Source organism: Lysobacter capsici (assembly GCF_014779555.2).
Taxonomy (GTDB): domain Bacteria; phylum Pseudomonadota; class Gammaproteobacteria; order Xanthomonadales; family Xanthomonadaceae; genus Lysobacter; species Lysobacter capsici.
The window spans coordinates 2,854,887-2,876,714 of record NZ_CP094357.1 but is presented as its reverse complement, the minus strand read 5'-3'; the positions used below and the strand labels follow the sequence as shown (position 1 = coordinate 2,876,714).

The window sequence follows — 21,828 nt, the reverse complement described above, 5'->3', positions numbered from 1 at the left end:
GCAAGGAAAGTTTCGCGGTCGTCGCCGTACTGAAACGATAGTTCCGCAACGATTGAGGTCTCATAACGTGTGTTCCGTCGAGTTCTGATCGTATGCGTCGGCAATATCTGCCGAAGTCCCACCGCTGAAGTGCTGTTGCGCCAACAACTCCACGACCTGGACGTCACCGTCGAATCCGCGGGGCTGGCCGCCGTCAAGGGCCACCCGATCGACGCCACAGCGCAGGCTGTGCTCAATCAACATGGAATGTCGGGGCAATCGCATGTTGCTCGACAGATCGACCGCGCGATGATCGACGCGGCCGATCTGGTGTTGACCATGGAGCCATGGCATATCGATGCCGTGCTCCGGATTTCGCCGCATGCGCGAGGCAAGACGTATCTGCTCGGGAAATGGCTGGACAACACCAGCATTCCCGATCCGTACCGGCAATCGCACAGCGTTTTCGAACAGTCCTACCAGTTGATCAGCTCAGGGGTGAGTAGCTGGCGGGGCTATCTATAAGTTGTCGCATCGTAGTTCGCGGCAGGCTTCACCTAACAGGTACTCACCCTAATGTCGGCAGTATCAACGCCACCTGGCTCGCGCCAGGACAGCAACGACGAGATCGATCTGGCCGCGTTGCTCGGCACCTTGCTCGACCATCGCTGGCTGATCGGCACCGTCACCGCGGCCGGTTTCGTGCTGAGCCTGATGTATGTGCTGCTGGCCTCGCCGGTGTATCAGGCCAATGCGATGGTGCAGGTGGAGTCGAACTCGCCCACCCTGCCCGGCCTGACCGCGGTCTCGCAGGCGCTGACCGATTCGGCGCCGCAGGCGGTCACCGAGATCGCGCTGATGACTTCGCGCACCGTGGTCGGCAAGGCCGTCGACGATCTCAGGCTCGACGTGCAGGTCGAGCCCAAGCGCTTTCCCTTGATCGGCTCGTTGCTGGCGCGGCGCTTTCAGCCCGCCGCGCCGGGCGATCTGGCCGCGCCGTGGCTCGGCATGACCAGCTACGGCTGGGGCGGCGAAACCCTGGCGCTGTCGCAGTTGAGCGTGCCCGAGGAACTGGTCGCCAAGCCGCTGGTGCTGGTCGCCGCCGAATCCGGTGCATACGCGCTGTACGACGATGAAGACCGATTGCTGCTCAACGGCAAGGTCGGCGAGAAGGCCAGCGCGGGCGCGGTCAGCCTGCGCGTGGAACAGATGAGCGCGCATCCGGGCATGCGCTTTGAGATCACCCAACTGCCGCGGCTGGCCATCCTCACCGCGCTGCAGAACAACCTGACCGCGAGCGAGAAGGCCAAGGACTCGGGGATCATCCAGCTCAGCTACGAGAACGGCGATCCCGATCTCGCGGTGGCGACGCTGGACGCGATCACCCGCCAATACACCCGCCAGAACGTCGAGCGCAATTCCGCCGAAGCCGCCAGCAGCCTGGAGTTCGTGCAGAAGCAGTTGCCCAACGTGCGCGCCGATCTGGAAAAGGCCGAGCACGCGCTGGCCGAGTATCAGTCGCAGGCGCATACCGTCGATGTGACCCTGGAAGCCAAGTCGCTGCTCGACCAGGTCGTCGCGCTGGACAACAACGTCTCGCAGTTGAAGCTGCAACAGGCCGAAGTCAGCCGCCGCTTCACTCCGCAGCACCCGGCCTATCGCGCCCTGATGGCGCAATTGGGCGAATTGGAAGGGAAAAAGCAGGAAATCAACGACCGCATCGGCGGCCTGCCGCAGACCCAGCAGCAACTGCTCGGGCTGACCCGCGAGGTCCAGGTCAGCACGCTGACCTATACCAATCTGTTGAACCAGGCGCAGCAGCTCGACATCGCCCGCGCCGGCACGGTCGGCAATGCGCGCGTGGTCGACAAGTCGGTGGTCGACGTGAGCCAGCCGATCAAGCCCAAGCGCCTGCAGTTGCTGGTGATCGGCACCTTCCTCGCCGGTTTTCTCGCGGTCGCCTGGGTGTTCCTGCGGCAGATGCTCAACCGCGGCATCGAGGACGTGAAGCAGATCGAGGAACTCGGCCTGCCGGTGTACGCCTCGATCCCGATGAGCGATTACCAGCGCGACCACGAAAGCAACGGCCGCAAGCTGCGCAACGGCAATGGACGCAGCAACCGTCCGCACCTGCTGGCCCTGGACGCGCCGTCGGATCTGGCGATCGAAGCGATCCGCAGCCTGCGCACTTCGCTGCATTTCGCCCGGCTGGAAGCGAAGAACAACATCCTGATGATCTGCGGCTCCAGCCCCGGCGCCGGCAAGACCTTCGTCTCGACCAACCTGGCCGCGGTGATCACCCAGGGCGGCCAGCGCGTGCTGCTGATCGACGGCGACATGCGCCGCGGCACCCTGCACCGGGTGATGGGACACAGCAACGACAACGGCCTGGCCGACCTTCTGGCCGGCAAGATCGATCTGGCCAGGGCCACGCGCGCGTCGGCCATCGACGGGCTGCACTTCATCCCGCGCGGCGAAGCGCCGCCGAATCCGTCCGAACTGTTGATGCGCCCCAATCTGGCCGCGCTGCTGCAGACCACCGCGCAGCAGTACGACCTGGTGATCGTCGACACGCCGCCGATCCTGGCGGTGACCGACGCGGCGATCATCGGCCGCCACGCCGCGACCAGCCTGATGGTCGCCCGCTTCGGCCTCAATCCGGCCAAGGAACTGGCGCTGGCCAAACAGCGCTTCGAACACAACGGCATCGAACTGCGCGGCGCGATCTTCAACGCGGTCGAGCGCCGTCACGACACCCATTACGTCTACGGCTATCAGTACCAGGGCAAGACCGATGCGTGAGCACGCGGGCAGCCTGTTCGCGAAGCCGCGTCGCGCGGCCCGGAAACAGCGCGACCGCCGCCACGGGATCGCGCGATTCCAAGCGCGCGATCGCAATCAAAATGAGCGCTTGATAACGCATCGCAATAACGGCATGCCCGGCGAGCATCAATCGCTAACAACAGAAACATTTGCACGACACCATCAACCACGAAACATCTGTTTACAGCTTATGAACTTCGCGCACGTTTCCGGGAAGCAATCGTGAAAACAGCGATAAACTCCTTACCAACTCACAGTATCGCGCAACCCGAAGTGGCAGGATGGTATTCGAGGCGGATCCATCCGATTCTCTCGACGCGACGCGCACCACATCGACTTGACCATGCTCGACTTGAGCAGCGTGCACATACGGCTGCAGGGATGCGGCGGCGACAACAACCATAACAAGCCGGCATCGCCATAACGTTTCAACAAGATCGAACGCTCCGCCGGATCGACAGGAGCAACGGGTAGCCGCGCAAAGCAACCAAAGCAGCGAAGCGAAACAAGCAAAAATAAAGAACAGGATTGACCGAGGGGGCGGTCGTCGGCTGGTCACACCGAAGACTTTCCTTGGACTCACGGTCATGTTGAAAGAACAATTCGTCATAGCGTGCGCGCTGACTTTATTGGTCACCTGCATCGCGATGTACGCGATGTACCCCGCCGCCAACGCGCTGGGGCTGATCGACCGTCCCAACGCGCGCAAAAAACACAAAGGCCATGTGCCGGTGATCGGCGGCCTGTGTTTCTTCGCCGGGCTGCTCGCCGGCGCGGTCTATCTGGGCCTGCACGATCGTTTCGCGCTATGCCTGCTCGGCAGCGCCGCGCTGATCGTGGTGATCGGCGCGGTCGACGACGCCAGGGACTTGAGCGTGCGCACCCGGTTGCTGGTGCAGACCGGCGCGGCCGCCTTGATGATGTCCGGCAGCGGCCTGTATCTGGATCACCTCGGCGATCTGTTCGGCACCGGCGCGATCCGCCTGGGCTGGCTCGGCATTCCGGTCACGCTGATCGCGGTGGTCGGCATGATCAATGCCTTCAACATGCTCGACGGCATCGACGGACTCGCCGGCAGCCTGGCCCTGGTCTGCATCGGCGCGATCTTCCTGTTCGGCGGCGGCAGCGCCGGCGTGGGCGGCGCGCTGCCGGTGCTGTTGCTGCTGTTCACCGCATTGACGCCGTATTTGTTCGTCAATCTCGGCGGCGTGCCCGGGCGCAAACTGTTCATGGGCGACGCCGGCAGCATGCTGATCGGCTATGTGCTCGCCTGGAGCCTGATCTGGCTGAGCCAGCGCGGCTCGCCGCGCATCGACGCGGCCGAGGCGGCATGGTGCGTGGCCCTGCCGGTGTTCGAAACCCTCACCGTGATGTACCGCCGCGTGCGCAAGGGCCTGTCGCCGTTCAAGCCCGATCGACAGCACCTGCACTACATGCTGATCGACCAGGGCCGTTCGCCGAACAATGCGCTGCTGACCATGATCGGGATCGCCTGCAGCCTGATCGCGCTGGGCTATGCGCTGCGCCAGCAACCGGTCGGGATCGGCCTGCTGCTGTTCGCCGCGGCGCTGTGCGTGTATGCGATCACTCTGTCGTACGGCGGCAAGCTCAAGCGCGCCTTGCTCGAACCGGCCGCGGACAACGACGGCGAACTGGCGTTTTCGCCGCAGAACCCGGTCAAACTGCCCGACGCCGAAGCGCCGGTGCCGCTGGCGTACGCCCGCAACGGTCTGGCCGGCGAACTCGCGGCCGCGCCCGCGCCGATGCCTGCCGGCGCGATGCCGCAGGCCGCGCGCACGATCAAGACCCTGTGCGTGTTCGGCACCCGTCCCGAAGCGATCAAGATGGGGCCGCTGGCTCTGATGCTGGCCCAGGACCCGCGCTTCGACGCCCGCGTGTGCGTCACCGGCCAGCATCGGCAGATGCTCGACCAGGTGCTGCAGTTGTTCGAGATCCAGCCGCATTTCGATCTGGACATCATGAAGCCCGGCCAGGACCTGACCGACATCACCACCGCGATCCTGACCGGCATGAAGAAGGTGCTGTCGGAACTCAAGCCCGATGTGGTGCTGGTCCACGGCGACACCTCGACCACCATGGCGACCACCTTGGCCGCGTACTACCAGCAGATTCCGGTCGCCCACGTCGAGGCCGGTCTGCGTACCGGCAACCTGTATTCGCCGTGGCCGGAAGAAGCCAACCGCAAGCTCACCGGCGCGCTGGCGTCGATGCATTTCGCACCGACCGAACTGTCCGGGCGCAACCTGCTCGACGAAGGCATTCCGACCGGGCGCATCCAGATCACCGGCAATACCGTGATCGATGCCTTGCGCGAGGTGCTGCTCAGAATCGAGAACACCCCCGCGTTGCGCAGCGAGCTCGAGTCGCAGTTCGCGTTCCTCGATCCGAAGCGGCGGGTGGTGCTGGTCACCGGTCACCGTCGCGAAAGCTTCGGCGGCGGTTTCGAACGCATCTGCCACGCGCTGCGCGACACCGCGCTGCGCCATCCCGATGTCGACATCGTCTACCCGGTGCATCTCAATCCGCAGGTACGCGAACCGGTCAACCGTCTGCTGCGCGATATTCCGACCATCCACCTGATCGAGCCGCTGGACTACCTGCCCTTCGTCTACCTGATGAACGCCGCGTACATCATCCTGACCGACTCGGGCGGCATCCAGGAAGAAGCGCCGTCGCTCGGCAAGCCGGTGCTGGTCATGCGCGACACCACCGAACGTCCCGAAGCGGTGTCGGCCGGCACGGTCAAGCTGGTCGGCACCGACCGCAAGCTGATCGCCGACGGCATCACCGCGTTGCTCGAAGACCGCGCCGCCTACGAGGCGATGAGCTTCGCGCATAACCCCTACGGCGACGGCAAGGCCTGCCAGCGCATCGTCGAAGCGCTGGCCCTGTTCAAGCACGGCGAATCGCGCCTGGCCGCCTGAGTTCCCTTCCCTTCGCCGCGGACCTCTGCGTCCGCGGCGGATACGACACCCATTGCGCCTCCCCACGGGGCCTACCGGAGTTTCCATGAGTTTCGACACCGTCAGCGTCATCGGCCTGGGTTACATCGGGCTTCCCACCGCCGCCGCCTTCGCGGCCGCGCGCAAGCGCGTGATCGGCATCGACGTCACCGCCTCGATCGTCGACACCATCAACCGCGGCGAGATCCACATCATCGAACCCGAGCTCGACACCGCGGTGCGCGCCGCGGTATCCGGCGGCTTCCTGCGCGCCTCGCTGCGGCCCGAGGCCGCCGACGCCTTCCTGATCGCGGTGCCGACGCCGTTCAAGAACGATCACGAACCCGACCTGAGCTATATCGAAGCGGCGGCGAAATCGCTGGCGCCGGTGCTGCGCAAGGGTGATCTGGTGGTGCTCGAATCGACCTCGCCGGTCGGCGCGACCGAACAGCTGGCCGCCTGGCTGGCCGCCGCGCGTCCCGACCTGAGCTTTCCGCAGGACGCCGGCGAGCAGGCCGACGTCAACATCGCCTACTGCCCCGAGCGCGTGCTGCCCGGGCATGTGATGCGCGAACTGATCGAGAACGACCGGGTGATCGGCGGCATGACCGCGCGTTGCTCGCAGCGCGCCTGCGAGTTGTACAAGAGCTTCGTGCGCGGCGAATGCATCGTCACCAACGCGCGCACCGCGGAGATGTGCAAGCTCACCGAGAACGCGTTCCGCGACGTCAACATCGCCTTCGCCAACGAGCTGTCGATCATCTGCGACAAGCTCGGCATCAACGTTTGGGACCTGGTCGGTCTGGCCAATCGCCATCCGCGCGTGAATATCCTTCAGCCCGGTCCGGGCGTCGGCGGCCACTGCATCGCGGTCGACCCGTGGTTCATCGTCGACAGCGCGCCGGAAGAAGCGCGACTGATCCGCACCGCGCGCGAGGTCAACAACGGCAAGCCCGGCTGGGTCATCAACAAGATCGACGAAGCGATCGCGCAGGCCAAGGCCGACGGCAAACAGAACGAGGACCTGACCATCGCGGTGTTCGGCCTGGCGTTCAAGCCCGATATCGACGATCTGCGCGAAAGCCCGGCGCTGGACATCGCGGTCGAACTGGCCGGCCGCCATCCCGGCCGCGTGCTCGCGGTCGAGCCGCATATCTCGGTGCTGCCGGCCAAGCTCGATTCATCGAAGTTGATTCTGGTGGATCTGCCGACCGCCAGCGCCCAGGCCGATATCGCGGTGCTGCTGGTCGATCACAAACCGTTCAAGGACCACAGCCTGCCCAGCCATATGAAGATCATCGACACCAAGGGCATCTGGACCTGAGCGCCCGCGCGCTCGATTCGGACCACGGCCCATGATGCGACGCCTGATCGGCACCGCCAGTCTGTCCGCGCTCAGCGCGCTCGCCTCGCGCGGCGCGCTGTTCGCCGGCGTGCTCGCGGCCGCGCATTTCCTCGGCCCGACCGCGTTCGGCCAGTTCACCCTGATCCAGACCACCGCGCTGCTGTTCACCACGTTCTGCGCGCTGAGCCTGGGCCAGATGGCGACCAAGATCGTGTCCGAGGCGGTGGCGACCCGGCCCGATCGCATCGCCGCGGCGCTGACCGTGTCCTACGGCTCGGCGCTGCTGGCGTCGCTGCTGTTCGCCGGTCTGCTGCTGGTGTTTTCGCAGCCGTTGGCGCTGCGCGTCGGCGGATCGGCGGACCTGGTCGCGGTGTACGCGAGTTCTTCGTTGCTGGTGCTGACCGGTTTCATCGGCGCGGTCCAGAACGGGGTCGCGCTGGCCTTGCACAAGGTCAAGCAGCAGGCGCTGGCGAACCTGATCACCGCGCCGCTGGTGTTCGCGATCATGCTGCTGGCGGCGAGCCGGCGCGATATCGGCTGGGCGGTGTACGGATCGATCGCGGCGCAATGGCTGATCGTGATCGGTCAGGAACGCGTATTGCGCCGCTACCGTCGCGAGCACGATTGCGCCTTGTCGTGGTCGGCGCCCCGGCGCGAGGACTGGTCGGTGGTGTGGCGGCTGGGCCTGCCCTCGTCGCTGTCGGGCCTGCTGACCATGCCGGCGATCTGGCTGTCGATGGCGATGCTGTCGCACAGCGTCGGCGGCGCGACCGAGCTGGGCAATTTCTCGCTCGGCAATCAGGCCCGCTCGATCCTGCTGTTCGGCATGGGCGTGGTCGCCAACGCCACCCTGCCCCTGCTGGCCTCGGCGGCCGCGCGCGGCGCCAGCGGCGAAGCCAGTACCGCCCTGCGCCATTCGATCGCCCTGCTGGTGATCGCCACCAGCGCGATCGCGATGGTGCTGGCGATGGCCGCGCCGTTCTTCATCCATCGCCTCGCGCCGGCTTACATCGACGCGATCGTGCCGCTGCAATGGCTGCTGTTGTCGGCCATCGCGACCGCGCCGACCACGGTGCTGATGCGCAAGGCCACCGCCGACGGACGCCCCGGCGTGCTGCTGGCCGGCAACGGCGTGTTCGCGCTGGCGTTGATCGGCGCCAGCGTGGCCTCGCTGCATCTGCACGGCGGCGCGACCGGGCTGGCGATCGCCTACCTGATCGCTTCGAGCCTGCAACTGGCGACCTATTCCCTGTGCAACCGCCACGAGTTCCGCTGGAACTCGGCCCCCGGCGGCAGCCGATGAGAGCATTCCCATGAAAGTCCTGCGATTGATCAAGAAAGCCGTGGTCCTGACCGTGATCCGGGTCGGCTGGTTCATCAAGCCCGGCCTGGTGACGCGTCTGTACGCCTGGTTCCTGCGTTCGGAAGGCGCCAACGTCGAGGCCGATCCGAATTACCTGTCGGCCAAGATCTGGTTCGACGGCACCGACTATTCGCTGATCAGCCTCGGCCGCGGCTGCACCATCTCCAGCAACGTGCGCATCCTCACCCACGACTGGGCGATCCACACCGTCGCCAAGGAACTCGGGCTCAAGTTCGACACGCCGCAAGGGCGGATCCGGCCGATTTCGATCGGCCGCCACGCCTTCATCGGCACCGGCTCGATCATCATGCCCGGCACCGACATCGGCGCGGGCTGCATCGTCGGCGCCGGCACGGTGGTGCGCGGCACGATTCCGCCGTTGAGCATCGTGATCGGCAATCCCAGCCAGATCGTCGGCTCGGTCAGCGACTACGTCGACAAATCGCTGCGCAAGGGCCGCGAGGCCTGAGCCGTCCATGCGCATTCCCGCTCCCCGCCTGTTCCTGGCACCGGCCGCGCTCGGCGCGTTCCTGCTGTCGGGCTGGGCCTCGGTGTTCTTCAGCGTGGACACCGAACTGGTGCAGTACGCGGCGATCGCCGCGACCATCGTGCTGGGTGCGTTTTCGCTGTCGTATTCGGGCTTGAACCGGTTCGCGTTCCTGCTGCCGATCATCGCCACCTTGATCGTGTTCGCGCAGATTTCTTTTCTGGACACGCGCCAGCCGCATCCGCCCAAGGAACTGAAGTTCTATCTGATCCTGGTGTTCTGCGCCTACTGCGCCTGCTTCGTGCTGCGCGGCGCGGCGGCCGAGCATTTCGTGCGCATCTACGTGGCGTTGTGCTTCGCCCTGAGCCTGGCCGCGCTGGGCTTCAACCGCACCGCCGACACCGGCGCGCAGCGCCTGATGCAGGGCGACGGCAACCCGATCTGGATCGCGCGCGCCGCCGGCACCGCGATCATGTACTTCGCCTACCGCTTGTTGATCGAGCCGCGTCATCGCGGCCTGCGCCTGCTCGCGCTGCTGCCGTGCGTGGCGGCCTTGATCCTGGCCGGTTCGCGCGGCCCGATCCTGTCCTTGATGCTCGGCCTGGGCGCGCTGCTGCTGATGACCAACCGCGGCGCGCTGCTGCTGTCGCGCAAGGTCTGGGCGGCGGGGCTTGTGGTCGTGCTGCTGGCGATCGCGGCGGTGGTGCTGGCGCCGCAGGGCATCCAGGATCGCCTCGCCAGCCTGTTCGTCAGCAACTACAGCGGCAGCGACGTGCTGCGCATGAATCTGTACGAGGTCTCGTTCGGCATGTTGCGCGAAACCTTGTTCGGCCACGGCTTCGGCGCGTTCGAGGCCAGCGGCGCGCTGCAGCCGTATCCGCACAACCTGCTGATCGAAGCGCTGATCGAGCCGGGACTGATCTTCAGCGTGTTTTTCTTCGCCTTGATCGGTTACGCGATCCGGCGCCTGTACCTCAGCGCCAAGCGCGATCAGGGCCGCGAGCTGGTGCCGACCTTCCTGTGCGCGCTGGCGATCTATTCGCTGGCCAACGCGATGTTCAGCGGCGACATCACCAGCCCGAAGGAACTGTACCTGTGCCTGTTCTTCGCGCTGTCGACCGCGCTGGTGGTGCGGCGGACGCCGCAGCCATCGCCACCACCCCGGCATCCAATCCCGACCTGAGCGAATCGCCCCATCCCGAATCTCGAATCCCCAATCACGAATCCCGAGCCAGCCATGCAAGCGATCATCCTGGGCCAAGGCAATCCCTACCTGAAGAATCCGTACCTGAGCAAACTGTCGAAAGTGCTCGACAGCGCCAGCGTGCCGTACGAGTTCTGGATATGGAGCCGCGACAAACAGCCCGCCGATCTGCCCAAGGTCAAGGTGCTGCTGAACTTCGGCTCCTGGGGCGGCGGCGCGGTCAATGCGTTGGGCTACGCGCTATGGGTGGCCTGGCTGACCGTGCGCGTGTTCGCCCAGCCGCGCGCCGGGGTGTACTTCTGCTCGCGCCTGGACGCGGCGCTGCCGTGCGCGATCGTCGCCTCGGTGCGCCGCTGCCGGTATGTGTTTCTCGATCGCGACAAGCTGTCCAAGAGTTATGCCTGGCCGGCGCCGGTCAAGCGCATGATCGAAGCGATCGAGGGCTTCGTCGGCCGTCGCGCCAGCCTGCACGTGGTGCCCGGGTCCTCGCGCGCTGGCGACAACGACAGCGAGAATCTGCGGATCGTGCGCAACACCCCGCACACCGAGGTGATCGAACGCGCGCGCAGTCTGGCCGAGCGCCTGCCGCCGCGCAGCGGCCGCCTGCGGGTGCTGATCAGCGGGCTGATCTCGCCCGAACGCGGCGCGCGGATGATGCGCGAGGCGATCGAACGCACCGCCGGCCAGGTCGAATTCATCGGCGCCGGCCGCCTGCTCGGCGAGGACGCGCAACGCCTGGCCGAACGCATGGGTCCGGACTATCGCGGCATCGTCAGCAACGAGGATGCGCTGGCGCTGCTGCTGAGCGCCGACCTGGTGCTGGCGTTCTACGATCCCGCGCTTGAGATCAATCGCCTGGCCGAGCCGAACAAATGGTTCGACTGCGCGGCGCTGCAGATTCCCTTCGTCACCAACCCCGGCCTGCTGACCTCGGCGCCGTTCGAGCAGCACGACGCGTGCTTCCTGTGCGAGTACGGCGACGGCGAGCGACTGGCCGAGCAACTGCTGCGGATCGCCGCCGACCGTTCCTTGCTGGAAACGCGCCGCGCCGGCCTGCGCCAGCTGCGCTACGAAGCCTGGGACACCGCGATGGCGCGGGTGATCGCCGAATGCGTGAGGCTGGCGCCATGAGCCGGCGCGGCACGCTGTTGTTGACGATGCTGCTGGTCACCGCGCCGCTCGGCGCGCGCGCCGGCGAGCGCGGCTTCGTCCTGTACAACAACACCAAGTACACCGACCTGGTCGACCAGCGCCTGGCGATCGCGCGCTCCAACCTGGTCGGCGAACCGCACCTGCCCGAACTGCGCGACGGCATCATGCCCGACGAGCAGCGCTTCAAGGCCGCGGTCAAGGCGAACGTGAAGAATCCCGGCCCGCTGGTGCTGGATTTCGAACACATCAACCTCAGCCGCGACGCCGAGGTGTCGGCCAAGCATCTGCAGATGCTGCAGACCCTGGCGCGCTGGGCGCACGAGGCCGCGCCGGGCCGCAAGATCGGCTACTACGGTTTTCCCGGCGCGATCGACCACGCCGATCCGCAACGCGCCAGGCAACTGGCGGCCTCGGTCGATCTGTTTTTCCCCTCGCTGTACACCGTCGACGACGACCGCGATCGCTGGCGCCGGCGCATGGACAACATGGTCGCCGCGGCGCGCAAGCTCGATCCGAGCAAACCGGTGCTGGCCTTCATCTGGCCGCAGTACCACGACGCCACCCCGCGCAGCGCGCAGTTCGTGCCCGCCGATTACTGGCGCTTCCAGCTCGATCAGCTCCAGCGCGCCGCCGACGGCGCGGTGATCTGGAGCAAGCGCGTGGACGGCGGCGACCGCGACTGGGTGCCGGTCACCCGCAGTTTCCTCGACAAGGCCGCGCGCGCCGCGCCCGAGCGCTGAGCGCACGCAACGCCCTGTCCCTTCCCGAATACTCGCTCACGCATTGGAATCACCATGCAACAAGTCCTGCAAAACCTGCGCGACGGCAGCACCGAAGTCGCCGACGTGCCCGCCCCGGCCCTGCGCCGCGGTCATCTGCTGATCCGCAGCCACATCACCCTGGTGTCGGCCGGCACCGAGCGCATGCTGGTCGAGTTCGGCAAGGCCAACATGCTGCAGAAGGCGCGCCAGCAGCCCGACAAGGTGCGCATGGTGCTGGAGAAGATCCGCACCGACGGCCTGGCCACCACCCTCGACGCGGTGCGCAGCAAGCTCGATCAACCGCTCGCGCTGGGCTATTGCAACGTCGGCACGGTGATCGGCGTCGGCCCCGGCGTCAGTGGTTTTGAGATCGGCGACCGGGTCGCGTCCAACGGCAAGCACGCCGAAGTGGTCGCGGTGCCGGTCAACCTGTGCGCGAAGATTCCCGACAACGTCGGCGACGAGGCCGCGGCGTTCACCGTGCTCGGCGCGATCGCGCTGCAGGGCATCCGCCTGGTCCAGCCGACCCTGGGCGAAACCGTGGTCGTTACCGGCCTGGGCCTGATCGGCCTGATCACCGTGCAGTTGCTGCGCGCGCACGGCTGTCGTGTGCTCGGCATCGACTACGACCCGGCCAAGCTGGCGATCGCGCGCGAGTACGGCGCGGAAACCGTCGATCTGTCCAAAAACGAGGACCCGCTCGCGGCCGCGGCGGCGTTCTCGCGCGGGCGCGGCGTCGATGCGGTGCTGATCACCGCCTCGACCAAGAGCAACGAACCGGTCGCGCAGGCCGCGCACATGTGCCGCAAGCGCGGCCGCATCGTCCTGATCGGCGTGACCGGGCTGGAACTGTCGCGCGCGGATTTCTACGAAAAGGAGCTGTCGTTTCAGGTTTCGTGCTCGTACGGCCCGGGCCGCTACGACCCGTCCTACGAAGAACGCGGCAACGATTATCCGGTCGGCTTCGTGCGCTGGACCGAGCAACGCAATTTCGAGGCCGTGCTCGACATGATGGCCAGCCGCGCGGTGCAGGTGCAGTCGCTGGTCACCCATCGCTACGGCATCGCCGAGGCCGAGCACGCCTACGCCGTGCTCGGCGGCGGCGAACCTTCGCTCGGCATCGTGCTCGATTACGGCCTGGGCGAAGACATTCCCGAACAGCTGATGCGGCGCAAGGTGCCGCTGCACGCAAAACCGTCCGCGAACGAAGTGCCCAGCGAGGCCGGCGGCAGCGCGATCGCCTTCGTCGGCGCCGGCAATTACGCCGGCCGGGTGCTGATCCCGGCGTTCGCGCGCACCGGCGCCAAGCTGCACACGCTGATCACCAACAACGGCGTCGGCAGCGTCCATTACGGCAAGAAGTTCGGTTTCCGCAACGCCAGCACCGATACCGACGCGGTGTTGCGCGATGCCAGCGTGGGCTCGATGGTGATCGCGACCCAGCACGGCAGCCACGCCGAACTGGTGTTCAAGTCGCTGCGCCGCGGCAAGCACGTGTTCGTCGAAAAACCGCTGTGCCTGACGCTTGAAGAACTGCAGACCATCGAAAAGGCCCATTCGGAGCAATCGGTATACGGCATCCCGCCGGTGCTGATGGTCGGCTTCAACCGCCGCTTCGCCCCGCAGGTGCGCAAGATGCACGCGCTGCTGGCCGGCGTGCGCGAACCCAAGGCCTTCGTCATGACCGTCAATGCCGGCGCGATCCCGGCCGATCATTGGACCCAGGACCCGCAGCTCGGCGGCGGACGCCTGATCGGCGAAGCCTGCCACTTCGTCGACTTGCTGCGCTTCCTCGCCGATTCGCCGATCGTGAGCCATCAACTCACCGCGGTCGGCAACGTGGCCGGCGTCGGCATCCGCAGCGACCGGGTCAGTTTCACCCTGAGTTTCGCCGACGGTTCGTTCGGCACCGTGCATTACCTCGCCAACGGCGACAAATCCTTTCCGAAGGAACGCCTGGAAGTATTCGCCGCCGGACGCGTGCTGCAACTGGACAACTTCCGCCGCCTGCGCGGCTACGGCTGGCCCGGTTTCACCCGCATGAACCTGTGGCGCCAGGACAAGGGCCAGGCGGCCTGCGCGCAGGCCTTCATGCAGGCGGTACAGGGCCAGGCGCCGGCGCCGATTCCGATCGAGCAGATTCTGGAAGTCGCGCGCGTGACCATCGAACTGGACGCCAGCGTCTGAGCGCGCCATGACCTCGTTATCGCGATTGCCGCGCATGTGGCATACCGTGCGCCACCTGCGCCCGGTGCAGATCTACGGCCGCGCCTGGCACCGGCTGCATCGTCCGCGCGTGGACGCATCGCAGGCGCCGCCGACCGCGGCCCTGCGCGGACGCTGGATCGGTTGCGCGCGCACGCCCACGATGCTGGCCGCGCGTCGCTTCCGTTTCTTGAACGATGAGCACGAGCTGCCCGCCGACGGCTGGAACAGCACCGCGCTGCCCAAGCTATGGCTGTACAACCTGCACTACTTCGACGATCTCAACGCCGACGGCGCCGACTCGCGCCTGCGCTGGCATCGCGATCTGATCGGGCAATGGATCGCGGCCAATCCGCCGGCCGCGGGCAACGGCTGGGAGCCGTATTGCCTGTCGCTGCGCATCGTCAACTGGATCAAGTGGCGCTGCGCCGGTCACGGCCTGGACGACGACACGGCCGAACACGCCATGCTCGACAGTCTGGCGACCCAGACCCGCTACCTGCGTGGCCGCCTGGAACGGCATCTGCTCGGCAATCATCTGTGGGCCAACTACAAGGCCTTGCTGTTCGCCGGTGCGTGCTTCGAAGGCGAGCAGGCGCAGCAATGGCGCGAGCTGGGCCTGCACGGGCTGCGACGCGAGATCGGCGAGCAGATTCTCGATGATGGCGGCCACTTCGAACGCAGCCCGATGTACCACGCGATCCTGCTCGAAGACCTGCTCGATCTGATCCAGCTGGCCGAGCGGTTCCCGAACGCGTTTCCGATGCACGAGGTCGCGCTGTGGCGCGAGCGCGCCCTGGGCATGTTCGCCTGGCTCGCGGTGATGAGCCATCCCGACGGCCGCATCGCCTTCTTCAACGACGCCGCGTTCGGCATCGCGCCGACCCTGGCGCAACTGCGGGCCTACGCGCACGCGCTCGGCATCCAGGTGCCCGCGACGTCCGGACAACCCCTGCAGGTGCTGGCCGATTCGGGCTATGTGCGGATGCAGGCCGGCAATGCGGTGCTGATCGCCGACGTCGGCGAAATCGGCCCGGACTACCTGCCCGGCCACGCCCACGCCGACACGCTCAGCTTCGAGCTGTCGATCGACGGCCGGCGCGTGCTGGTCAACGCCGGCACCTCGCGCTACGACATCGGCGCGCAGCGGTTGTGGCAGCGCGGCACCGCGGCGCATAACACGGTGCAGATCGACGGCCGCGATTCGTCCGAGGTATGGAGCAGTTTCCGGGTGGCGCGGCGCGCGCATCCGCTCGCGGTGGTGCATGGCGTCGACGACGGCGGCCTGTGGCTGGACGCGAGCCACGACGGTTATCGGCGGCTCAAGGGCCGGCCGCTGCACCGTCGCTGCTGGCGCCTGCAGGCCGGTTGTCTGCGTATCGAGGACGCGATCGACGGCGGCTTCGAGAGCGCGGTCGCGCGTTTCCGCATCGCCCCGGACCTGCGCGTCGACGGCGATCGCGTGCGCGCCAAGAACGAGGACGTGGTGCGCTGGCAGGTCGAGCCGCCATCGGCGCTGACCCGCATCGATGTGAGCACCTATCACCCCGAATTCGGACTGAGCCAGGCCTGCGAAGTGATCGAAGTCGCGCTCGAACCCACCGGCCGATCGGTCGCCACCTTCCGCTGGGACGGCTGAACCCGCATGCGCATCCTGTTTCTTTCCGACAACTTCCCGCCCGAAGGCAACGCGCCGGCCACCCGCACCTACGAGCACGCGGTGCGCTGGGTGCGCGCCGGGCACGAGGTCACGGTGATCACCTGCGCGCCGAATTTTCCCGAAGGCCGCCTGTTCGACGGCTATCGCAACGCCTGGCGCAGCGTGGAAACCGTCGACGGCATCCGCGTGGTGCGGGTCAAGACCTACATCACCGCCAACGAGGGCTTCGTCAAGCGCAGCCTGGACTACATCAGTTTCATGGCCGCCTCGGTCCTGGCCGGCCTGTTTGAACCGCGCCACGACGTGATCGTGGCGACCTCGCCGCAGTTCTTCTGCGCGCTCGGCGGCTGGGCGCTGGCGCGCTTGCGGCGGCGGCCGTTCGTGTTCGAACTGCGCGACCTGTGGCCGGCCTCGATCACCGCGGTCGGGGCGATGAAACGCAGCCTGGCGATCCGCGTGCTCGAACGCGTGGAGATGTTCCTGTACCGCAGCGCCGATGCGATCGTGCCGGTGACCCAGTCGTTCCGCGAGGAACTGATCGAACGCGGCGTCGACGCCGACAAGATCCACGTCGTGCTCAACGGCGTGGATCTGCAACGCTACGCGCCGTGCGCGCGCGATCCGGAGCTGGGCGAGCGCTACGACCTGCACGGAAGGTTCGTGGTCGGTTACCTGGGCACCCACGGCATGGCGCATGGCCTGGAAACCGTGATCGATGCCGCGCAGCGGCTGCAGCAGGACCCGCGCATCGCGTTCTTCTTCGCCGGCAGCGGCGCCGAACGCGCGCGGGTCGAGCAACTGGTGGCGCAGCGCGGGCTGGCCAACGTGCGTATGATTCCGCGCCAGCCCAAGGAAATGATGCCCAAGCTATGGGGGCTGTGCGATGTCTCGTTGATTCCGCTGCGCGACAACCCGGTGTTCGCCGGGGTGATCCCGTCCAAGCTGTTCGAAGGCATGGGCATGGGGGTGCCCGCGCTGATGTCGCTGCCGCGCGGCGAAGCGACCCGGATCGTCGAGAGCACCGGCTGCGGGGTATGCGTGCCGGCCGAGAATGCCGAAGCGATGGCCGCGGCGATCGTCGCCCTGGCCGAAGACCCGGCGCGCATGCAGCGACTGCGCGCGGCCAGCGTCGCCGCCGCGCCGACGTATTCGCGCGATCGTCAGGCGCGGTTGATGACCGACGCGCTGGCGCGTTTGATCGGCGACGACACCCAGGACCTGTTGCGGGTCGGCAAGTAGGCGCGAGATGCCGCGCCTGCCGCCATGCTGAGCTGGCTGATCGATCCGCTGCATACGGCGGTTTGCGTGCTGGCGCTCGGCGCGGTGGTCTGGCGATGGCGGCGACGCATCGGCATGGGCCTGATCGCGACCGGATTGGGTTGGGGCCTGCTGTGGTCGCTGCCGTTGGCGTCCGAGGCGCTGCGCGAATCGCTGATCCGGCAGCGTCCGTCGTTGCCGCGGTCGCCGCGGGCCGACGCGATCGTCGTGCTCGGCGGCGCGATCGGCCCGGTCCGTCATTACGATCAGGGCGATGCGGACGCGCCGGCCCTGGCCGGCAACCGGGTCGCGCTGGCGGCGCGGGTGTGGCGCGAACAACGCGCGACTTCGATCCTGCTCAGCGGCGGACCGGCGGCGCGCACGCGCGGCGTCGCCGAGGCGCGGATCATGGCCGCGGCGCTGCACAAGCTCGGCGTCCCCGAGCGGGCGATGGTGCTGGAGGACCGCAGCACCAGCACCCGCGACAACGCCCGCGACAGCGCGGCGATCGCGCGCCAGCGCGGTTGGCGACGGGTGGTGTTGATCACCTCGTCGCTGCATCTGCCGAGGGCGGCGCGGCGGTTCGAACGCGAGGGCCTGCAGGTGCTGCCGATGGCACCGCCGGAGCCGCGCATCGCCACGGGTCCCGCGTGGCGGCCTTCGCTGCAGGCGGCACGGCACAGCGGCGAAACCTTGAAGGAATACGCGTTGTTCGTGCTGTCGGCGATCTGATTCAACCGCGTCCCTCACAGCGGGATGCCAGACGGCATCGGGATCGGGCGATCGGCTGCGCGATCGCGAGGGTTCCGAATCCGCGTCGTAGCCACCAAAGCGCAACCACGTACAAGCCGGTCCGCGCGGGTTTGCTGCATGATGGCGCTCCGCCCTCACCGCCTTTCGACCATGCGTCTGCTGCGCGATCTGTCCCTGTCCGCCGTCATCGCCGGCTTCGTCGCGGTGCTGGTAGGGTTCACCAGTTCGGCGGCGATCGTGTTCAGCGCCGCGCAGGCCTCGGGCGCCAGCGATGCGGAAATCGCCTCGTGGATGTGGGCGCTGGGGCTCGGCATGGGCGCGACCTGCATCGGCTTGTCGCTGCGCTACCGGGTGCCGGTGGTCACCGCCTGGTCGACGCCGGGCGCGGCGATGCTGATCACCGGCGCGGCCGGGCTGCCGCTGGCGGAGATCGTCGGCGCGTTCGTGGTCAGCGCGGTGCTGACCACCGCGCTGGGCTTCAGCGGCTGGCTCGAACGCGCGCTGAGCCGGCTGCCGACCAGCCTGGCCTCGGGCATGCTCGCCGGGGTGCTGCTGCGCTTCGGCTTGAACGTGTTCACCTCGATGCAGGCGCAGTTCGCGCTGGTGTTCGCGATGTTCCTCGGCTGGCTGCTGGCGCGGCGCTGGAGTCCGCGCTACGCGGTGGTCATCACCCTGGCGATCGGCGTGGCCATCGCCGCGGTCCAGGGCCAACTGCATCTGGACGATGTGCGGCTGACCCTGGCACAACCGATCTGGATCACCCCGAAATTCTCGTTGGCGGCGGTGATCGGGGTGGCGATCCCGCTGTTCGTGGTCACCATGGCCTCGCAGAACATTCCCGGCATCGCGATCCTGCGCGCGCACGGCTACCAGGAAACTCCGGTGTCGCCGCTGATCGGCTGGACCGGGCTGGTCACCCTGGTGCTGGCGCCGTTCGGCGCGTTCGCGTTGAACCTGGCGGCGATCACCGCGGCGATCTGCATGGGCAGCGACGCCCACGAGGACAGCCGGCGGCGTTACGTGGCCGCGGTCGCGGCGGGCGTGTTCTACCTGTTGACCGGCCTGTTCGGCGCCACCGTCGCCGCGCTGTTCGCCGCGTTTCCGAAGGAACTGGTGCTGGCGATCGCCGGCATCGCCCTGCTCACCACCATCGGCAACGGCCTGGCCGCCGCCGTGCACGACCCGCAGGAACGCGAGCCGGCGCTGATCACCTTCCTGGTCACCGCCTCGGGCGTGAGCGCGTTCCAGATCGGCTCGGTGTTCTGGGGCATGGTCGCCGGGCTGCTGGCGCTGGCGATCACCCGCCGTCGGCATCCGGCCTGAGCCACGCCGCGCCGCGGATCTACGCCGCGATGGGACTTGCAAGCCCTTTGAGCTAGCGTATGCGCTGCAATCCCGCCTTGACGGTGCAACCCCCGCATGCGCATCACCGACGCCAGTTACGGCTCCAACGAAGACGGCCTGATCTGGGGCTATCGCTTCGTGCCCGGCGAGCCGGCGCAACCGATCAGCACCGACGCGGTGGCGGCGTTCCTGGCCCAGCCGCGGGACGGCGCGAACCCGGGTTTCCTGTGGCTGCACTTCTCGTTGTCGAACGTCGGCGCCGAACGCTACCTGCACCGCGCGCTCGACCTGCCCGACGCGTTCTTCGACAGCCTGCGCAGCGAGGTCGGTTCGACCCGGCTGGAGCTCGACGACGGCGCTTTGATCGCGGTCATCCACGACGTGCTGTTCGATTCCAGCTTCGACGCATCGGAAGTCGGCACCACCAGCCTGTGCATCGGCCCGCGCCTGCTGGTGAGCGCGCGCCTGCGGCCGTTGCGCTCGGTCGATCAATTGCGCGCGGCGGTCCGCAGCGGCCAGATCTTCCGTTCGCCGGTCGAATTGCTGGCCCACCTGCTGCGCGATCAGGCCAGCGTGCTCGGCGATATCCTGCGCAAGTCCACCGTCCAGGTCGATCGCATCGAGGACCGGCTGCTGGCCAACCGCATCGCCGACGATCGCAAGCAACTGGGCGCGCTGCGCCGTTCGCTGGTGCGCCTGCAACGGCTGCTGGCGCCGGAACCGACCGCGCTGTTCCGCCTGCTCAATCGGCCGCCGGACTGGATCGATCGCGACGACATCCAGGACCTGCAACAGGCGGCCGAGGAATTCTCCACCGCGATCGGCGATTCGGCCGCGCTGGTCGAGCGGGTCAAGCTGATCCAGGAAGAACTGGCCGCATTGGTCAACGAACAGACCGGCCGCACCTTGTTCGTGCTGACCGTGGTCACCGTGCTGGCGCTGCCGATCAACCTGATCGCCGGCCTGTTCGGCATGAACGTCGGCGGCGTGCCGCTGTCGGACAACCCGCATGGGTTCTGGAGCGTGGTGGTCGGGCTGTTCGTGCTGACCGCGGTGCTGGCGTATGCAGCGTTTGGGCGGCGGCGGGATTGAGGGTCGGGTCGGGCGCGCGTGCCCTCATCCGGTCCTGCGGGCCACCTTCTCAGCAGAGCTGAGAGGGATTGGGGTGAGGGCCTGAGTTGCGACACCCCCTTCGCGATCAGCGCGGAAACTCCACCACGCTGTTGGACCCAGGCAGTTCATCGACCCGCTCGGCCGCAACCTCCCCGCTCAACGCCTGCCACGGCTTCGACCCCAGCTGATCGACCCGCGGGTAATGCCCAAGCAATCGAAACCCGGCGAAGCCATACGGCACGCCCTCCGACGCCAACGGCACGCGCCCGTCGGCAAGATGGAAATGCAGATGCGGCCCGGTCGAATCGCCGGTGAAACCCAGTGCGCCGATGACCTGTCCGACCCGCACCGCATCGCCCTCGCGCAGCTTGATGCTGCCCGGACGCAGATGCTCGTAAGTAGCATAGCGACCGTCGGCCAAGGCCAGCACGACGTAGTTGCCGGCGGCCCGATCGAAATCGTGGCGCGGATTATCCGAGATCTTGACGCTCTCGGGCTGACCGTCGCGCACCGCCGCGACCCGCGCATCGGCCACGGCCAGCACCTCGGCGCCGTAGCCCAGGCTGTTGGCGGCGATATCGGCATCGCCCTTGGCGATCCGTCCGTCCGCATCGACCCGCACCCAGTCGATCGCATGCCGGCCCGGCAAGCGCGCGCGACCGTTCAAGGTGTAGAACACCCGGCGATGACCGCGCGGCCATTGCGGCGCGTAGATCGCAACCCACGGCCCGCCGCGCAGCGGCGGCGCCAGTTGCAACGACGCGGCGGTGCCGACTTCGAGTTCGGCGCCGATCACCGTCCGCGGCGCCGATGCGGTCGCCGCATCCTTGCTTTCCGCGCCGTCGGCGGCGGCGAAGCTGAGCCGATGCCGCAACCGCTTCGGCAATGGTTGCGTGGTTTCGAATTCCAGGTACACCACCGCGCGTTCGCCGGGTTTGACCGAAGCGGCCGGCGCGGCGGCGCGGCCGATCACCTGGGTGCGCGCGGCCAGCTCGGCGCCGCTCCAGGCCGCTACGCTCGCCTGGGTGTCCGCGTCGATCGCCTGCAACTCCGACAGGCTCCATTCGGTCTGGCCGAAGTTGCTCAGATGCACTTCGTAGACCAATCGCTGCCGGCCTTCGACCCGCACCGGCACCGGTGCCCGCGGCACGCTCATGTCGAAGCTGTCGACCGGCGCGGTCGCGTGCGCCGGCATGCCGGTCGCCGACAAGTACAGCCAGACGGCCAGCGTTAGCGCACGCAGCATGCGGATGATCCTGATTGTGAAACCAGAGAGAGGGACTAGACCGTGCGAGGCAGCTTCAGTGAGGCGCGCGACGCCGTCCCATGCCATTTGTCATCTCGATCGCCCGCCCTTGGCCGCCACGGAGTATGTGTTCAGCCGGTTCCCGCCAGGCAAAGGCGCCATCGGCTGACTGT

General features: G+C 67.4%; 16 protein-coding genes. 15 read left to right on the top strand and 1 reads right to left on the bottom strand.

Features of this window, described 5'->3' with window-relative positions; all coding sequences use genetic code 11:
* Positions 1–69: 69 nt before the first annotated feature.
* The 15 genes from IEQ11_RS12080 (at position 70) to IEQ11_RS12005 (ending at position 20,388) form a co-directional block, all read left to right on the top strand.
* Positions 70–504, top strand: a complete 435-nt coding sequence (locus IEQ11_RS12080; protein ID WP_046656608.1) for a low molecular weight protein-tyrosine-phosphatase — start codon at positions 70–72, stop codon at positions 502–504.
* Between the two features lie 51 nt (positions 505–555).
* A complete protein-coding gene (locus IEQ11_RS12075; protein ID WP_191820572.1) occupies positions 556–2,781 on the top strand; it encodes a polysaccharide biosynthesis tyrosine autokinase in 2,226 nt (741 codons plus the stop codon).
* A gap of 608 nt (positions 2,782–3,389) precedes the next feature.
* On the top strand, positions 3,390–5,747 hold the full coding sequence (gene wecB / locus IEQ11_RS25950) for a non-hydrolyzing UDP-N-acetylglucosamine 2-epimerase (RefSeq protein ID WP_191820571.1): 2,358 nt from the start codon (positions 3,390–3,392) through the stop codon (positions 5,745–5,747).
* Between the two features lie 85 nt (positions 5,748–5,832).
* On the top strand, positions 5,833–7,089 hold the full coding sequence (gene wecC / locus IEQ11_RS12060; RefSeq protein ID WP_191820570.1) for a UDP-N-acetyl-D-mannosamine dehydrogenase: 1,257 nt from the start codon (positions 5,833–5,835) through the stop codon (positions 7,087–7,089).
* 31 nt (positions 7,090–7,120) lie between these two features.
* On the top strand, positions 7,121–8,413 hold the full coding sequence (locus IEQ11_RS12055; protein ID WP_096414512.1) for an oligosaccharide flippase family protein: 1,293 nt from the start codon (positions 7,121–7,123) through the stop codon (positions 8,411–8,413).
* Positions 8,414–8,423: 10 nt separating this feature from the next.
* Positions 8,424–8,942, top strand: a complete 519-nt coding sequence (locus IEQ11_RS12050; RefSeq protein ID WP_051547375.1) for an acyltransferase — start codon at positions 8,424–8,426, stop codon at positions 8,940–8,942.
* A gap of 7 nt (positions 8,943–8,949) precedes the next feature.
* Positions 8,950–10,143 carry an O-antigen ligase family protein gene (locus IEQ11_RS12045; RefSeq protein WP_191820569.1) on the top strand — a complete coding sequence of 398 codons (1,194 nt, stop codon included), beginning with the start codon at positions 8,950–8,952 and terminating at the stop codon, positions 10,141–10,143.
* 54 nt (positions 10,144–10,197) lie between these two features.
* The gene (locus tag IEQ11_RS12040) at positions 10,198–11,295 is read left to right on the top strand and encodes a glycosyltransferase family protein (RefSeq protein WP_057921621.1); all 1,098 of its coding nucleotides are present in this window, start codon (positions 10,198–10,200) and stop codon (positions 11,293–11,295) included.
* The gene (locus IEQ11_RS12035) at positions 11,292–12,056 is read left to right on the top strand and encodes a hypothetical protein (RefSeq protein WP_036107299.1); all 765 of its coding nucleotides are present in this window, start codon (positions 11,292–11,294) and stop codon (positions 12,054–12,056) included. The genes IEQ11_RS12040 and IEQ11_RS12035 overlap by 4 nt, the downstream gene beginning before the upstream one ends.
* Positions 12,057–12,110: 54 nt before the next feature.
* A complete protein-coding gene (locus tag IEQ11_RS12030; RefSeq protein WP_191820568.1) occupies positions 12,111–14,264 on the top strand; it encodes a bi-domain-containing oxidoreductase in 2,154 nt (717 codons plus the stop codon).
* A 7-nt stretch (positions 14,265–14,271) separates the two neighbouring features.
* The gene (locus tag IEQ11_RS12025) at positions 14,272–15,921 is read left to right on the top strand and encodes a heparinase II/III family protein (protein ID WP_191820567.1); all 1,650 of its coding nucleotides are present in this window, start codon (positions 14,272–14,274) and stop codon (positions 15,919–15,921) included.
* 6 nt (positions 15,922–15,927) lie between these two features.
* The gene (locus IEQ11_RS12020) at positions 15,928–17,181 is read left to right on the top strand and encodes a glycosyltransferase family 4 protein (RefSeq protein WP_191820566.1); all 1,254 of its coding nucleotides are present in this window, start codon (positions 15,928–15,930) and stop codon (positions 17,179–17,181) included.
* 24 nt (positions 17,182–17,205) lie between these two features.
* Complete coding sequence (locus tag IEQ11_RS12015) at positions 17,206–17,931, top strand: YdcF family protein (RefSeq protein WP_191820565.1); 726 nt, start codon at positions 17,206–17,208, stop codon at positions 17,929–17,931.
* Positions 17,932–18,102: 171 nt separating this feature from the next.
* Entirely contained in the window at positions 18,103–19,275 is a 1,173-nt protein-coding gene (locus IEQ11_RS12010; protein ID WP_191820564.1) for a benzoate/H(+) symporter BenE family transporter, read from the top strand.
* 96 nt (positions 19,276–19,371) lie between these two features.
* The gene (locus IEQ11_RS12005; RefSeq protein WP_057921614.1) at positions 19,372–20,388 is read left to right on the top strand and encodes a transporter; all 1,017 of its coding nucleotides are present in this window, start codon (positions 19,372–19,374) and stop codon (positions 20,386–20,388) included.
* Positions 20,389–20,494: 106 nt separating this feature from the next.
* Here IEQ11_RS12005 and IEQ11_RS12000 read toward each other — a convergent pair whose 3' ends face one another.
* Positions 20,495–21,655 (bottom strand): M23 family metallopeptidase, encoded by a 1,161-nt coding sequence (locus tag IEQ11_RS12000; RefSeq protein ID WP_191820563.1) that lies wholly within the window; start codon positions 21,653–21,655, stop codon positions 20,495–20,497.
* Between the last annotated feature and the right edge of the window lie 173 nt (positions 21,656–21,828).

Excerpts from the sequence above, each read along its gene's own strand:
- IEQ11_RS12030 (WP_191820568.1), top strand. The coding sequence starts at position 12,111 with ATGCAACAAGTCCTGCAAAACCTGCGCGACGGCAGCACCGAAGTCGCC.
- IEQ11_RS12040 (WP_057921621.1), top strand. The coding sequence starts at position 10,198 with ATGCAAGCGATCATCCTGGGCCAAGGCAATCCCTACCTGAAGAATCCG.
- IEQ11_RS12015 (WP_191820565.1), top strand. The coding sequence starts at position 17,206 with ATGCTGAGCTGGCTGATCGATCCGCTGCATACGGCGGTTTGCGTGCTG.
- IEQ11_RS12035 (WP_036107299.1), top strand. The coding sequence starts at position 11,292 with ATGAGCCGGCGCGGCACGCTGTTGTTGACGATGCTGCTGGTCACCGCG.
- IEQ11_RS12000 (WP_191820563.1), bottom strand. The coding sequence starts at position 21,655 with ATGCTGCGTGCGCTAACGCTGGCCGTCTGGCTGTACTTGTCGGCGACC.
- IEQ11_RS12055 (WP_096414512.1), top strand. The coding sequence starts at position 7,121 with ATGATGCGACGCCTGATCGGCACCGCCAGTCTGTCCGCGCTCAGCGCG.
- IEQ11_RS12050 (WP_051547375.1), top strand. The coding sequence starts at position 8,424 with ATGAAAGTCCTGCGATTGATCAAGAAAGCCGTGGTCCTGACCGTGATC.
- IEQ11_RS12010 (WP_191820564.1), top strand. The coding sequence starts at position 18,103 with ATGCGTCTGCTGCGCGATCTGTCCCTGTCCGCCGTCATCGCCGGCTTC.
- wecB (WP_191820571.1), top strand. The coding sequence starts at position 3,390 with ATGTTGAAAGAACAATTCGTCATAGCGTGCGCGCTGACTTTATTGGTC.
- IEQ11_RS12045 (WP_191820569.1), top strand. The coding sequence starts at position 8,950 with ATGCGCATTCCCGCTCCCCGCCTGTTCCTGGCACCGGCCGCGCTCGGC.
- IEQ11_RS12005 (WP_057921614.1), top strand. The coding sequence starts at position 19,372 with ATGCGCATCACCGACGCCAGTTACGGCTCCAACGAAGACGGCCTGATC.
- IEQ11_RS12025 (WP_191820567.1), top strand. The coding sequence starts at position 14,272 with ATGACCTCGTTATCGCGATTGCCGCGCATGTGGCATACCGTGCGCCAC.
- wecC (WP_191820570.1), top strand. The coding sequence starts at position 5,833 with ATGAGTTTCGACACCGTCAGCGTCATCGGCCTGGGTTACATCGGGCTT.
- IEQ11_RS12020 (WP_191820566.1), top strand. The coding sequence starts at position 15,928 with ATGCGCATCCTGTTTCTTTCCGACAACTTCCCGCCCGAAGGCAACGCG.
- IEQ11_RS12075 (WP_191820572.1), top strand. The coding sequence starts at position 556 with ATGTCGGCAGTATCAACGCCACCTGGCTCGCGCCAGGACAGCAACGAC.